Below are 14,036 nucleotides of genomic sequence, written 5' to 3' on the forward strand. Positions count from 1 at the left end.
TAGGGCGTCAAGGGCCCGGAACACCCGGTTCGAACGGCTTCGGGGGGAACCGTCGCGTCACTGCCGGCGGGCGTGTGACCCGTGAGTGCTTCCTGGGGGCGGGCCCGCCCGCGTTCCGGCTCGGCGGCGGTGGTCGTGCCGGGCGGGCCCGCCGCCCCGGTGGCGGGCCCGCCCGTGTGCGTGCTTCCGCCGGGGCCCTACGTCAGCAGCCGCGCGTCCGCCCAGTCGGCGTGGTCGAAGTCGACGCCGTCTCCCCCGTCCGTGACCCGCAGGGTCAACCGCCGCACCCCGGTGACGTCGACCTCGAGGTGCCGGGCCGCGTCCGTGCCCCGGAGCACCTCCGTGGTCGCCACCGCCGCACCGTCCGCGAGGACCTCGAACACCACGCCGCCCCTGCCGCCGACCTCGTCGTCGACTCCCACGGTGGCCGCGAACCGCCGGTGGGTGCCGTCGAGTTCGACGACGACCTCTCCGACGGCATGCATGCCGAGCCCCTTGGCGTACTCGGTGCCGCGGATGCTCAACGGCCCTCCGTCGGCCGCGTCGCGCTCGCCGTTGGACAGGTCGCGTTCGACCGGCCCCCAGCCGTTGCTCTCGGCGGCGAACGGCAGGTTGCTGACGTAGTCGACACCCGGCGGTGAGACGAACACGCGGACGGTGCGCTCGACGCGGAGCACACCGGTCCCCGGCCGGTCCGGGGAGCGGTACTCCGCGGTCACCACCAGGTCGTGGTTGCCGTGCTCCGCGTCCCGCGGCACGCTCACCGCCCAGTCGCCCGTCAGGTCGTGCCCCGTGGGCAGTTCCTCGGCCCGGGGGTCGCCGCCCTGCACGGTCCAGCCCTCGGGGGCCCGCACCGACAGCGCGACGTCCGCGGCCGGCCCGAACTCCTCCACCCCGAACCGGCCGGTGACGTCGACGGACGCCCCGGCGTCGACCTCGGTCCTGGCCGGCCGCACGGTCAGTTCGGTCAGCGGCAGGCGCGCCACCGGCCGGTCGCAGGTGTCGCGGCCGGGCACCTCCCGGCAGACGAGTCCGGCGAAACCGCCGTGCGCGGCCACCGGGACGCTCAGGGTGTCGTGGCGGGTGACCACCCGCCGGTCGCGGACCAGGCCGTCGTCGCCGTCCCGTACGGTCTCCGCCAGCCACCGCCCGCCGCCGAGGAAGTCCAGGGGCACCTCCTGCGTCCCGGCCGGCCCGGAGCGGACGCCGCCGAGGAACCAGCGCTCCCCGTGCCGCCGGGCGAACGCCGCCCCCTCCCCGGGCCGCCCGGACAGCAGCCGCGACTCGTCCCACACGGTGGGCACCTGCTCCAGGAACCGCTCGAGCTCGGGACGGTCCCGGTAGGCGCGGATCGACCCGGCGAAGTTCTGGAAGCCGGATTCGTAGACCACGGACAGGGCGAGTTCGGCGGCGTCGGAGACGGTGCGGGTGCCGAACTGGAAGGCCATCGGGGTGTAGTCCATCGAGCCGACGACGTTGCGGGTGTACGGCAGGGTCGTCAGGCCGGTGGCCGGAACGTTTCCGTACTCGGCTCCGTAGACCGCCTCCAGCGTCATCACGTGCGGCCAGGTCCGCTGGATCCCCTTGGGGAGGGTCGCCCCGTGGAAGTTCACCAGCAGCTTCTCCCGGGCGGTGTCCCTCAGGATCTCGTCGTACCAGCGGAAGCGTTCCTGGGAGTCGGAGTCCATGAAGTCGATCTTGAGTCCGGCCGCGCCCCACTTCTTCACCCGGGGCAGGAACTCGGCGCGCTCCGCGGCCGTGTCCAGGTCGGTGTAGTGCACCCACAGCAGGACGCCCACGCCCCGCTCGCGGGCGTACTCGATCAGCCGGGGCATCCAGTCGGTGGTCTTCCAGCCGTCGTCGACCAGGGCGTACGGCCAGCCGTGCGCGGCGGCGTAGTCGACGAAGCGCTGCTGGACGGCGAGGCTGCGCTGGGCGTTGGCGAACCCGTCCAGCCAGGACCAGGCGACCTTGCCGGGCCGGATCCACGAGGTGTCCGCGATGCGGGAGGCCGGCGCGAGGTCGTCGACGAGGGTGGACTCCGTGACGGTGGCGAGGTCCCCGATGACGGCCGTCCGCCAGGGCGTGGCGAGCGGCCCGGTGGAGGTGACGGCGGGGTCGGCCAGCCGGACCGCGTAGTGTCCGCTGCCCTTCTCGTGGACGAGGCGGCTCGCGGCGTAGCGGCCGTCCACGTCCGACTCGGTGAGCAGGGCGTAGGTACCGCCCACCTGGAAGAGGGCCGGGTACGCGTAGGAGCCGTCGGCGGCGTCCGCCGCTCCGCTCGGTTCGTAGACGCGTTCGTAGTTGGGGGTGTAGGGCGCGAGCCAGGCGCGTGCGGAGTCCGGGAGCCGGAACGCGGACGCCTCGCGCTCGACGGTGACGTCGCCGCTGCCGGGCAGGACGTAGCGGTAGGCGATGCCGTCGTCGGAGACCCGGACCAGCAGGTCGAGCCGGGCGCCGCCCCGGCCCGTGAAGGAGAACCGGGTCTCGGTCATCCGGACGGTGCGGTGGAGCTGCTTGCCGGTGGTCATGGTGTACCGCTCGGCCACCTGCCGGGTGGTGCGGGACACCGGCCGCAGGCCGGAGGTGAGGTCGGCGTCGTCGGTGACGATGCCGACGGGAGCGGCCTCCAGCACCGTGGTGCCGCCCCTGCGGGCGGCGAGGGTCACGGTGCCGTCCGCGGCGTCGAGGCGGACGACCGCCGCGACACCGTCGTGCCGGCCGCCGGGTTGCCGTACGGTCCAGCCGTCCCCGTCCCGCGCGGCGGTGTGCGCCGCAACGGCGGGGGTGCCGAGGGCCAGCAGGGCGCCGAGGAGGAGGGTGAGGCAGGCGGGGAGGAGGGACTGGCGTGGTGTGTCCGGCGACGTGCGTGACGAGCTGAGCACCGAAGGCCTCCGTCCAAGAGGTGAGACATCGTTGTCACTCCTGGTTCCGTGACATCAATTCCCCTCAGCAGGTGCTTCAATCCCTTTTGTTACCAAGGCAGTTGGGCCACCGGATCGCGTGCGGCACGGGCGCCGGGCTACCGCTCCGCGTCGGTCTCGTAGTGCAGGGAGATGGAGCGCAGGACGTCGGCGGACGACACGTCGGTGCGGCCCTCGTCGTGGATCTCGGCGAGCTGCACGAAGGCGAAGGTCAGGGCGGAGGCGATCTGCACGATGGCGGGACCCAGCTTCTCGGTGACGATGACCGCCACCTCGCGGGCGCTCGCGTCGGCCGGCACCTGGATCTGCGGCAGCATCTCCTCCAGGAGCTTGGCGACCGCCCCGTTCCCCGTCACGTCGGCATCCGGGTCCTCCCGGAGTCGCCGCCGCATCTCGAGGGCCTCGGTGAGGATGCCGACGGCCCGCTGCATGATCTCGCGCTGCTCCATGCACACAGACTAGGCGGTGCCCGGCGGCCGGTCCGTGCGGACGACTGGCTCGACTGATCCTTTCCCGGCCGTCCTTCCTTCCCCGGACGCCGTGCTGATCGGTTCCTGCCATCGGCAGCGGCTCTCCTCGTGGCCACGGACGATCTGCCGGCGCACGCCTTCCGGACGGTGCGGCCGGCCCGGTGGGTGGGCGACGCCGTGGGCGTGCTGATCGTCACCCCGGTGCTGCTCCTGATCCGCCGCGCACACCCCGTGCTGCGCCGGTCGCGGTTGGCGGAGGCGGCGGGTCCGGCGGTCATCGAGGGCTGTGCCGTGCCGCCGGCCACCCACCACCCCATCGGTCTGCTGTTCCTCGTCCACTCGCTGCCGATCTGGGCGGCCCTGCGGTTCCAGCTCGCCGACAGCATGCTGTGCGCCCTGTTCGCCTCCGTCATGGCCACCGTCGCGGCGACCCGCCGCGCGTCACCCGCCGACGACGGGCCCGGGGGCCACGGGTGCGGGCGGCCGTGACCGGCGCACCGGCCCTGTCCCGGGGCCGGCGGCTCCTTCTCCGCCGGGCGCGCGGGGCGCGCTCCCCCAGGGGGTGGCCGGCGCAGGGGCGCCGCTCACGGTCGGGTCACCGGCGCAGTGAGGGGGCGTCACCCATGACGATCACCGGGTACAGATCGGGGTCGAGTGCGCGCAGGAGTTCCTCCATGTGCCGCTTCTCGAGACTCACGCACCCCTGGGTGGGGCCCTGGTGGTCGACGTGCAGCCAGATACCGCCGCCCTTGTCGGCGCCGAGCGGACGGGTCCGGTCCAGTGGGGAGGTGCCCGGCTCGCGGTTGTAGTCGATGGCGATGACGTAGTCGAAGGACCCGGCCAGCGGTTCGCCCTCGAAGCCCGTGCCGTCGACGGTGAAGCTGTCCGACTGGTCGTACGGCAGTGCGGTGCCGGGATCGGGCAGCAGTCCCCCGGCGTCGCTGAGGGTGAACACCCCGACGGGCGAGCGGAGGTCGCCCGCGTAGTGGTCGTCGGTCCAGCCCCTGAGGGCGTTGCGCGCGGGCCATGCCGGGCCCGCCTCCCACCCGGAGGCGGTGCGCCGGTACAGCACGGCCTCGGAGCGGTTGGTGTCCCTCCCCGGACCGGTGACGATGACGACCTGGCCGGTGTGCTCGGGGATCTGAGCCAGCGTCCGGGGGCCGAGGCCGGGGAGAGCGGCGGGCGCCGTCGTCTCCGTCACGGCACCGGTCCCGCCCGGCGCCGTGCTCACGGCGCCGGGCGGGCCGCCCGCCGGGGTTTCGCGCGCCGTGCCGTCGGCGGGCGCTCCGCATCCAGCGAGGGCCACCAGCACGGCGAGGAGGACGGCCGGTAGCGGCAGTCGGCCGCGCGTCCGGAGGAGGACGCCGGTCTGCCGGTCGCCCCGGGACGGAGCGCGGTGACGCGCGCGGGAGGGGCAGTCGATCATTGAGGCCATGCCTTCAGCGTGACTTCGACTTTCCCGGGCGCCACCGCCCGGGTCCTCATGAGCGGACCTTGGCGCCCGTCCGTGTGACGGACCGTACCCCGAGTGGAGCAAGGGCCCTTCGGGAGCCGGTACGGCCGTACCATGGCTGGCCATCGGGGAACCGAGAGAAGGGGCACCGCCATGTCCGAGAACACGACCACCGCCACGGACCTCACCTCGCAGTACACCGCTCAGGTGGCGAGCGACCTGGAACGCAACGTCAAGGAACAGGAAAACGTCGCCGCGGAGATCGCCGCGCTGCAGGAACGGCTGACCGTGCTTCGGCGCGACCACGCCGTTCTGGTGAACATGCAGCAGGCGCTGGGCATCGCACCGGTGCCCGTGGAGCCGGTCGCCGCGCCCGAGGAACCCGTCGCCGCACCCGCGGAGGGCGCGGTGTCCGGCGACGCGACCGTCCCGGCACCGCGGCGGAAGAGCCGCGCCGGGTCCGGGGCCGACCGGCCGAAGCGCGGGAAGACCCCGGCGGCGTCCGGCCGCGGCACGTCCGGGAAGCCGGCGCGTGCCTCGTCCGGGGCCAGGACGGACGGGGTCAAGACGAACGAGAGCAAGACCAACGGAGCCAAGACCAACGAGGCCAGGACCAACGAGAGCAAGACCAACGGAGCCAAGACCAACGAGAGCAAGACCAACGGAGCCAAGACCAACGGGACCAAGTCGAACGGGACCAAGCTGGTCGAGCTCGTCCGGCAGCACCTGGCCGAGCAGACCGAGCCCCGTTCGGCGGCGGAGATCGCCGCCTCGCTCGGCCGCGTCCATCCCGAGCGCGTCGTCAAGACGACGGTCGTCCGCAGCACCCTCGAGGGGCTCGTCGCCCGCAACCAGGCCCAGCGCACCAAGCAGGGCACGTCGGTCTTCTACACCACGCCCGACAACGCCGGGCAGTCCCCGAAGGGCGAGGAGGACAACCGGTCCTGACCCTGCCCCACGGCGGGCCGCGCGGCGGGAACAGCCGGTCCCGACCCGCTCGGGGCGCGGTGCCCCGTCCCACGCTCACCGCTCCCCGTGACGCACCTCCACCGGCTCGAAGGCGATCCGGGTGCGGGCCCCCGTGCCGGTCCAGACGACCTCGACCGTCCCCTCGCGCACCCGGACCTCGCGGAGGTGAGGGTCTCCTCCGGCCCGGTGGCCCAGCCGGTGTGGGTGAGACGGGTCCCCTCCGGCGCTCCCGTGACCCGGTGCACCCGCAGTTCGTACCGGCCGTACGCCACCGTGACGCCCTCCACCCGCAGCCCCGGGACCATCGGCGGGCCCTCGGCGAAGGCCGGCCGGTGCCAGGAGGCCGCCCAGTCCCAGCCGTCACCGTGTCCGGCGCCCAGGGGGTGGACGCGGCGGCGCACACTGCGCCGGCCGCCGATCTCCACCGACAGGTGGTTGTCCGGGACGTTCCCCGGTGCCGCGGGGCCGGTGCGGGTGGAGCAGGCCTGGCGTCCGTGGTGCGGGTCGTCCCCGACCACCGTCTCCCCCTCGTGCGGGCGGACGTGGTCGCTGCCGTGGTGGTGGAGCCGTACGACCCCGTCGGCCCGCGTGGCCTGGACGAGCAGTCCCGGCGCGGGCAGCGCCGGCACGCGGTCGGACTCCTCCACCCGGGCGGCCTCCTCGCGGGCCGTCCGGAAGGCGTCGTCGGCGGGAGCGAGCGGGGCTCAGCCGGGGGATCCGCCGCCGGGCGACCGTGAGGGGCCCGTCCGCCACGGCATCCCGGTGGGCGCGGGTCCAGCCGGTGCGAGGGCTCGTCCCGTGGTCCTCGACGGGCAGGTCGAACGGGATCCTCAAGCCAGGAAAGCCAGCCTTTCGCGTCGTACGGGGTGGAGGAAGCCGTCGCCGCGGGCCCAGCGTTCGATCTCACCGAGCGCGAGGTCCGCCAGGCGGCGCCACTCGTTGCCCTGGGAACCGGCGAGGTGCGGGGTGAGGAGGACGTTCCCGCACTGCCACAAGGGGTGGTCGGGCGGGAGGACTTCGGGGTCGGTGACGTCGAGGACGGCACGGATGCGGCCGGCGAGGGCGGCGTCGGTGAGCGCCTCCTGGTCGACGACCGCGCCGCGCGCCGTGTTGATGAGCACGGCGTCGGGGCGCATGGAGCCGATCAGCTCCCGGCCGACCAGTCCGCGCGTCTCGGGCAGCAGCGGGGTGTGCACGCTGACGGTGTCGGAGCGGCGGAACAGTTCCGGCAACTCCACGCGGGAGGCACCCAGTTCACGTGCGGCGTCGTCCGTCACCCAGGGGTCGTACAGCAGCACCTCGACGTCGTGCGGACGCAGCAGGTCGATGACCCGGCGGCCGATCAGGGACGCCGAGAGGATGCCGACGGTGCGGCGGTGGTTGCCGACGGAGCGCGGAGTGCGCAGCCAGTCCGGCCGGGTGCGGGAGACGCGGTAGTCGCGCGCGGCCTCCAGTACCCGCTTGCCGGTGAGCAGGATCATGGCGAGGGTGTACTCCGCGACCGGCAGGGCGTTGGCCGCGGCGGCGGACGACACCTCGACGCCGCGTTCCCAGCAGGCGTCGGTGACATGGCCGCGGACGCTGCCCGCGGTGTGCACGACGGCCCGCAGGCGTGGCGCGGCCCGCAGCACGTCCGCGTCCAGGGGCGGGCAGCCCCAGCCGGTGACGAGGAGGTCGGCGCCGGCGAGCAGCGTGCGCGCCCGCGGCGTGGTCAGGTCCTCCAGCGCCGGGTGGGGCGCGAGGTCGCACACCGCGGCGAGGCGTGCGAGCGACTCGCCGTCGAGGACGGCCGAGGCGACGTCCGGGGACATGGCCAGTACGGCGCGGGGGCGGAATCCGGGTCCGGGCGTGGGGTCGGTCATGGTGAGGGCGGAACTCCTTGTACGAGCGGTCACTTCACGGCGTCGGCGGTGGCCCGGCCCGGCGGCCGTCCGGGGCGGGGCGGTCGCGGCGCCGGTGCGCGCGACCGCGGGGCCGGACGGCACCGACGGCACGTACCGGATCCCGACGCCGGAGGAGCCGCGGGCCCACGAGCGGTCGGCCCGGCGGGCCCGCCGGGCCGGACCCCCGCTGTCAGCCGGTCCCGGTCACCTCCACGGCGAGGTCGTTGTCGACGGTGTAGTAGGGCCGTACGGCGGCCCCGCCGACGGTGACCCGTGGATACACGTACACCCCCTTGCGGTCCGCCACGTCGTCGAACAGGCGGCCGATCCTGACCGGCGGCGCGTCGGCGGCGGGCCGCAGGAAGGCGTCCCAGATCCGGGGACCGGCGGTCTCCCCCACCAGGTCCGCGCAGTGCACCGTGAAGGAGAAGGCACCCTCCCCCGCCGGGCGGATCCGGTAGACGCGCCCGGTCCCCCCGCCGCCGCGCGGCCGCAGCTCCACGGCGGCGTCCTCGGAGAGTTCGGCGCCGTGGAGGCGCGCGCGGACCGTCATCGTCCCGTCCGCGAGGTCGAGGGGACCGGCCTCCGCGTGGGCGGCGCGCCGCCAGGTGCGGAGGGCGAGGAAACCGTCCACGGTGGTGTACGGCACCCTGGCGGTCACCGGGGACGTCCGGCCGCGGGTGTCCCCGCCGACGAGCAGCCGCAGGTCCCGCAGACCGGGGCGCAGCCGCTCCCGGTCGGCGTCCGGTCCGCGCAGCAGGTACGCGTCCCAGCGACCCTCCGCGAGCACGGGCCGGGGTTCCAGTACGGCGCGGACGTGGCCGCGGTCGTCGCAGGGCTCGAGGTCGAGGGTGAGCGACGTCTCCTCGGGCCGGCCCTTCTTCGGCCGCAGCACCAGCAGCAGTTGGGGGCGGGTGGCCGTCGGCAGCCGCAGGCGGAAGGTGATCCGGCCGTCGGGGTCGGCGCAGCAGTCGGTGCGGAGTTCCGTGGTGCGTGCGGTGCTCATCGGCGCCTCCCGCGTACGGTGCGCAGCGCTCCGGAGGCCGCGGCGTGGGCGAGGTCGCGGGCGGCGTGGCCCTGTCCCAGGAGGGCGTGGCGCATCCCGCCCCGGCCGGGTGTGCCGCGTCGTCCGCCGCTTCTGGCCGCCACCGCCTCCTCCAGGAGGCGCTCCGCCTGCGCCACGACCGGCCCGGGGGCGAACCGGCGTGCGTGGTCGACGGCCGCTTCGCCCATGCGGCGGCGCAGTTCGTCGTCGCGCACCAGGTCCAGGAGGGCCGCGCCGAAGGCCCGGCTGTCCCCGACCGGCACCAGCCGGCCGTCCTCGCCGTCCCGGATGATCTCGCCGGGTCCGTAGGGGCAGTCGGTGCTCACGACGGGCAGTCCGCAGCGCATCGCCTCGACGATGGTCATGCCGAACGGCTCGAAGTTCGACGCGGCCGCGCCGATCGAGCCCTTGACCCACTCGGCTTCCATGGGAGTGGCCGCGCCCATGAGGAAGACGTTGTTCCACAGGCCGAGCGCCTCGATCCGCGCCCGCAGCCGGTCCTCCTCCTCGCCCTTGCCGTAGATGCGCAACTGCCAGTCGGGGCACTCGGCGACGACCTGTGCGAACGCCTCGATGATCAGGTCGTACCGCTTCACCGGGACCAGCCGGCCGGCCGCGATCACGACCTTGGCGCTGCCGTCCGCCGCGGGCAGGACGGGGTCGGGGACGCTGTTCGGCAGCGCCTCCACCCGGACGCCGGGCAGCCGCATCTTGCGCCGGTAGGCGCGGGCGTCCGCCTCGGTGACGGTGGTGAGCACGTCGAGGCGGCGGTAGGCGCGGCGCAGCGCGGTGCGCAGCGCGGGCGGATGGTTGTCGAGGGTGAGGTGTTCCTGGCCGACGCGCGCGACGCGCTGCGGGGCCTGGAGCGCGAGGTGCACGTTGAGGCCCGGGCGGGTGCCGACGACCACGTCGGCGTCCGTCCCCTCCAGGTACTCGGCGATCCGCAGGTCGGTCAGTTCGCTGTACTGGTGGTGGCGGTACTCGGCGGAGGGGAACACCCCGGCCGGTCTGCGGTGCAGTGGGTGGTCCTTCTCCCGCCGCAGGTCCACCAGCGCGCGCAGTCCCACATCGGGGTGCGGCGTGAGGTTGGGGTGCTCCCGGTGCCTCAGCACGGAGACGATCTCCACGTCGTGCCGTTCGGCCAGGGCGCCCGCCAGGTTGAACGTGGTGGTGATCGTGCCTCCGATCCCGTAGGCGTTGTGGATCAGAAAAGAGACCTTCATGGCGGTCCAGACCGCAAAAGGCGTTCAGGCGTTGTCCGTTGTTACCACTTTGTGGCCGTCGTGGTCATGGTCGTTCACCTGCCGTTCCCCGGCGCTGAATCCGCATGCCGGGGCGGCGGCGGTGCACCGTGAGGTAGGTCAGGCCCTCGGTGCCGGCCGCGAGACCGCGGGTGGAGCCGTGCGGGAGCCAGGCCAGGGCGCCGGCGGAGAGGGGACGGGAGCCGTCGGGGGCGGTCAGGGTGCCGTCACCGGCGAGCACGAGCAGGAGGACGTCGAGGTCGGGCTCGCGGTGGGTGTCGACCCGCTGTCCGGGCGGGATGCGGACGACGTTGGCGTCGAGTTGCCGGCCGGACTCGGCGAGCCGCCACAGGGCGCCGGCCGGCGCGTCGTCGAGGGCCGCCAGCGCAGCCGTGTCGCACAGGATCCGCGGAAGCGGGGCGTCCTCGCCGGGTGTGTCGGGGGCCTCGCTGCCGTCTGCCGTCATCCGGTCTCACCGTCCCGTGTGCCCGGCCGCACCGGTTGTCCGCGGCCGCCTTCCGCAGGGGAACCTAGCACGCCGTTCCGGGCGGGCCCGCGCACCGGTCCGTGCGGATCCGAGGGCTCCGCGGGACGTTTCCACCAGGGCTGGGGGCCGCGGTCGTCGAGGAAGTGACGGCGCGTCAGTCCGGGAAGTGCGCGGCGAGCGGAGCGAGCGGGGTGGGTCCGCCGGTCGGCGGGGGTGGCCGCGATCGGCCGGTCGGCCCTGCGCATCGCGGTGGACCGGGCGACCCGGGGCAGGTCGGCGTGGGGGCCTGCTCGGCCGCCCCGCGGGGGGGAGGGCAGCACCGGTATCCGTGACTGCGGCGGTGTCACCCGGTCCTCGACGGCGACCGCGCCGGGACCGCCCCCGGCAGCCGTGAGGTGGTCAGGACCGGCACGCGTCCTCTGCACTTCGCCGGGAGCCCGCGCCCGCCGGACGAGCGGACGCGGGCTCCCCTGCCCTGCCGTGCGCGGGCCGGTGCGGCCCCCGGACGTCTCGTCCGGGGCGCCGTTCCGCGGCAGCCGCTTCCCTGTGTGCCGCGGTGCTCGTGGGGCCACCGCTCGTGGTGCCACCAGAGTGACATGCGGGACCGGTGCGGTGGAGGCGAGTGCGGGCAACGCCCGCCACCCGTAGGGTTTCCGGGCGGAATCGAAGGGATCGGCCGTTTCGCGGCAGTGGGCGGTCCGGTCCCCTGTTCCGGCGTTTTTGCGCTGTGCAATGATCCTGACGGGGCCCTGGTGCGCGTGAGCCGTGACGTCGCCGGCCGGCTCCGGCACACGAGAGGAATGAACGGACGTGACCGCGCAGAGGCCGGACGACGGCGGAACGCCGAAGGACCAGGGCGGCGTGCCTTCCCTGCCCGAGGACGTCTGGCAGCGGTTCCTCACCGACAACGAGCACGCCATCCGGGCCTCCGCCCCCCGGGAGCCCTCCGCGCGGCAGCGGGCGTCGGCGCGGTGGCCGCAGCCGCCGCACACCGACGGGGGCACCCGGGAACATGACGACGCGGCGGACGCGGTCGGCGACCTGTGGCACCCGGACGATCCGTGGGAGGGCCCGTCCTGGCGGGACCTGGACGCCCGCGCCAGGCTGCGCCGCGTCGGCCGGGTGGCGGGCACGGCCGCCGCGATCGCCCTGGCCCTGGGCGCCTGGTCCCTGCTGTCCACCGGCGCGGGCGCACCGGCCGGGGGGCCCGGCGACACCGTGCTGCAGCAGTCGGAGAACGTCCCCGCGGAGCTGCCCACGGCGACGTCCCTGCCGGCCGGCCTGGTCTCCCCGTCCCCCTCCGCCCCCGTGGTCCGGTCCGGCTGACGCACCGCCGTCCGCGCCCGGACGGGCGCGGACGGGACCGGTCGGCGGGCGGGGCGGCGGCTCAGCCGCCCAGCGCCGCGAGGACCACGGCCTTGGCCTCCTCCTGCACCTGGCGGAGGTGGTCGGGCCCCCGGAACGACTCGGCGTAGATCTTGTAGACGTCCTCGGTGCCCGACGGGCGGGCGGCGAACCAGGCACTGTCCGTGGTCACCTTGATGCCCCCGATGGGGGCGCCGTTGCCGGGGGCCTCGGTGAGCACCCCGGTGACCGCCTCCCCGGCGAGGGTGTCCGCGGTGACCTGCGCCGGGGAGAGCTTCGCGAGGCGGGCCTTCTCCTCGCGGGTCGCCGGGGCGTCGATCCGCTCGTAGGCGGGCTCGCCGAAGCGGGCGGTGAGCGCGGCGTAGTGCTCGGAGGGGGTCTTCCCGGTGACCGCCGTGATCTCGGAGGCCAGCAGCGCGAGGATGATGCCGTCCTTGTCGGTGGTCCACACCGAGCCGTCCCGGCGCAGGAAGGAGGCACCGGCCGACTCCTCGCCGCCGAAGCCGAGGGAGCCGTCCACGAGCCCGTCCACGAACCACTTGAACCCGACGGGCACCTCGACCAGCTCGCGCTTCAGGTCGGCGGCGACCCGGTCGATCATCGCGGAGGACACCAGCGTCTTGCCGACCCCCGCCCCGGACGGCCACTGCTCGCGGTGCGCGTACAGGTAGCCGATGGCGGTGGCGAGGTAGTGGTTGGGGTTCATCAGGCCGGCGTCCGGGGTGACGATGCCGTGCCGGTCGGCGTCGGCGTCGTTGCCGGTGGCGATGTCGAAGCGGTCGCGCTGCCCGATGAGGGACGCCATGGCGTACGGGGACGAGCAGTCCATGCGGATCTTGCCGTCCCAGTCCAGGGTCATGAACCGCCAGGTGGGGTCGGTGAGCGGGTTGACCACCGTGAGGTCGATGCCGTGCTGTTCGGCGATCCGGCCCCAGTAGGCGACGGACGCCCCGCCCAGCGGGTCGGCGCCGATGCGGACGCCGGCCGCGCGGATGGCGTCCAGGTCCAGCACGTTCGGCAGGTCGGCGACATAGGCGCCGAGGAAGTCGTGGCGGCCGGTGCCGGGGGCGGCGAGGGCGCGGGCGTACGGCATGCGGCGGACGTCCCCGAGACCGCCCCGGATGATCTCGTTGGCACGGTCCTGGATCCAGCCGGTCGCCTCCGAGCCCGCGGGGCCGCCGCTCGGCGGGTTGTACTTGAAGCCGCCGTCGGCGGGCGGGTTGTGCGACGGGGTGACGACGACGCCGTCCGCGAGGCCCGTGGTGCGGCCCCGGTTGTGGGTGAGGATGGCGTGCGAGACCGCCGGGGTCGGGGTGTAGCCGTCGGCGCTGTCGATGAGCACCGTGACCCCGTTGGCCGCGAACACCTCCAGGGCGGTGACCCGGGCGGGCTCGGACAGCGCGTGGGTGTCGGCCCCGAGGAAGAGCGGGCCGTCCGTGCCCTGCCGGGACCGGTACTCGCAGATGGCCTGGCTGGTGGCGGCGATGTGGTCGTCGTTGAACGCGGCCGCCAGGGACGAGCCGCGGTGCCCCGACGTCCCGAACGCCACGCGCTGCGCCGGGTCCTCGGGATCGGGGTGCAGTGCGTAGTACGCCGTGACCAGACGAGCGACGTCGACGAGGTCCTCGGGGCCGGCCGGGCCGCCCGCTCGCTCGTGCTGCATGTGCCCACTCCTTGGCAGGTGTCGATTATCCGCTTGCGGACACATCTTTCCTCTTCCGGGCCACTCCGCGCGAGCGGGACCCGGCCCCACCCGTCCGCCCGGGCCTCAGATCCGTCCGCCGGTCATCCGGGTGAGGGGGCCGTGGGTGTAGCGCTCCGCGCGGCGGCCCACCGCGTAGGAGGCGGCGCTCAGCGCGGTCAGGCCGGCGCCGACACCGGCGGCGACGAGCTTGCGGTTCGCGATGACCGTCCAGGCGGTCTTGGCGGTGGCGGCGACCTGGCCCGAGGTGGCGACGACCGCGCGGCGGCCCGCCTCGACGCCCTTGGCCGCGCTCTGCACGGCGCCGTTCGCCACTTCGGCCGCGCGCCCGGCGCCCGACGCGGCCGCTGACGCCGTGTCACCCGCCTTGGCGGTGGCCTTGCCGGCCGCCCGCTCGGCGGGAGCGGTCGCCTTCTCCGTGGCCTGCCGGGCCTTGGACGCGGCGGCCCGGGTGGACGCGGTCTTCTGATTCGAGTTCTTGCTCTGTTCGCTCATGG

General features: G+C 74.7%; 12 protein-coding genes and 1 pseudogene. 3 read left to right on the top strand and 10 right to left on the bottom strand.

Annotated elements, in window-relative coordinates; all coding sequences use genetic code 11:
- Positions 1-197: 197 nt before the first annotated feature.
- Both CP969_RS04895 and CP969_RS04900 read right to left on the bottom strand, forming a co-directional pair.
- Entirely contained in the window at positions 198-2,885 is a 2,688-nt protein-coding gene (locus tag CP969_RS04895; RefSeq protein WP_016827653.1) for an NPCBM/NEW2 domain-containing protein, read from the bottom strand.
- 137 nt (positions 2,886-3,022) lie between these two features.
- Complete coding sequence (locus CP969_RS04900; protein ID WP_016827652.1) at positions 3,023-3,373, bottom strand: hypothetical protein; 351 nt, start codon at positions 3,371-3,373, stop codon at positions 3,023-3,025.
- A gap of 105 nt (positions 3,374-3,478) precedes the next feature.
- Here CP969_RS04900 and CP969_RS04905 point away from each other — a divergent pair, with 105 nt between their 5' ends.
- Positions 3,479-3,883 carry an MASE1 domain-containing protein gene (locus tag CP969_RS04905; RefSeq protein ID WP_171817541.1) on the top strand — a complete coding sequence of 135 codons (405 nt, stop codon included), beginning with the start codon at positions 3,479-3,481 and terminating at the stop codon, positions 3,881-3,883.
- 106 nt (positions 3,884-3,989) lie between these two features.
- Here the strand turns inward: CP969_RS04905 and CP969_RS04910 are convergent, their stop codons facing one another.
- Complete coding sequence (locus CP969_RS04910; protein WP_026085417.1) at positions 3,990-4,829, bottom strand: L,D-transpeptidase family protein; 840 nt, start codon at positions 4,827-4,829, stop codon at positions 3,990-3,992.
- Between the two features lie 171 nt (positions 4,830-5,000).
- Between CP969_RS04910 and CP969_RS04915 the strand changes: the two genes are divergently transcribed.
- Positions 5,001-5,795: a hypothetical protein gene (locus CP969_RS04915; protein WP_016827649.1), complete on the top strand. Its 795-nt coding sequence runs from the start codon at positions 5,001-5,003 to the stop codon at positions 5,793-5,795.
- A 170-nt stretch (positions 5,796-5,965) separates the two neighbouring features.
- Here CP969_RS04915 and CP969_RS04920 read toward each other — a convergent pair.
- From CP969_RS04920 to CP969_RS04940, 5 genes and pseudogenes are all read right to left on the bottom strand, one after another.
- Positions 5,966-6,514 (bottom strand): annotated as a pseudogene (locus CP969_RS04920) (DUF2264 domain-containing protein); the annotation flags it as partial.
- Positions 6,515-6,646: 132 nt separating this feature from the next.
- On the bottom strand, positions 6,647-7,678 hold the full coding sequence (locus CP969_RS04925; RefSeq protein ID WP_016827648.1) for a hydroxyacid dehydrogenase: 1,032 nt from the start codon (positions 7,676-7,678) through the stop codon (positions 6,647-6,649).
- 211 nt (positions 7,679-7,889) lie between these two features.
- The gene (locus tag CP969_RS04930) at positions 7,890-8,705 is read right to left on the bottom strand and encodes a hypothetical protein (RefSeq protein ID WP_016827647.1); all 816 of its coding nucleotides are present in this window, start codon (positions 8,703-8,705) and stop codon (positions 7,890-7,892) included.
- Entirely contained in the window at positions 8,702-9,967 is a 1,266-nt protein-coding gene (locus CP969_RS04935) for a glycosyltransferase family 4 protein (protein ID WP_004992129.1), read from the bottom strand. The genes CP969_RS04930 and CP969_RS04935 overlap by 4 nt, the downstream gene beginning before the upstream one ends.
- Positions 9,968-10,031: 64 nt before the next feature.
- Positions 10,032-10,451 carry a hypothetical protein gene (locus CP969_RS04940; protein WP_016827646.1) on the bottom strand — a complete coding sequence of 140 codons (420 nt, stop codon included), beginning with the start codon at positions 10,449-10,451 and terminating at the stop codon, positions 10,032-10,034.
- An 831-nt stretch (positions 10,452-11,282) separates the two neighbouring features.
- Here CP969_RS04940 and CP969_RS04945 point away from each other — a divergent pair.
- Positions 11,283-11,798 carry a hypothetical protein gene (locus CP969_RS04945; RefSeq protein ID WP_004992126.1) on the top strand — a complete coding sequence of 172 codons (516 nt, stop codon included), beginning with the start codon at positions 11,283-11,285 and terminating at the stop codon, positions 11,796-11,798.
- Between the two features lie 61 nt (positions 11,799-11,859).
- Here CP969_RS04945 and pgm read toward each other — a convergent pair whose 3' ends face one another.
- The gene (gene pgm, locus CP969_RS04950) at positions 11,860-13,500 is read right to left on the bottom strand and encodes a phosphoglucomutase (alpha-D-glucose-1,6-bisphosphate-dependent) (RefSeq protein ID WP_016827645.1); all 1,641 of its coding nucleotides are present in this window, start codon (positions 13,498-13,500) and stop codon (positions 11,860-11,862) included.
- Positions 13,501-13,605: 105 nt separating this feature from the next.
- Complete coding sequence (locus CP969_RS04955) at positions 13,606-14,034, bottom strand: hypothetical protein (RefSeq protein ID WP_016827644.1); 429 nt, start codon at positions 14,032-14,034, stop codon at positions 13,606-13,608.
- Positions 14,035-14,036 lie beyond the last annotated feature (2 nt).

Origin of the sequence: Streptomyces viridosporus T7A (assembly GCF_008704515.1) — a bacterium.
Lineage (GTDB): Bacteria > Actinomycetota > Actinomycetes > Streptomycetales > Streptomycetaceae > Streptomyces > Streptomyces viridosporus.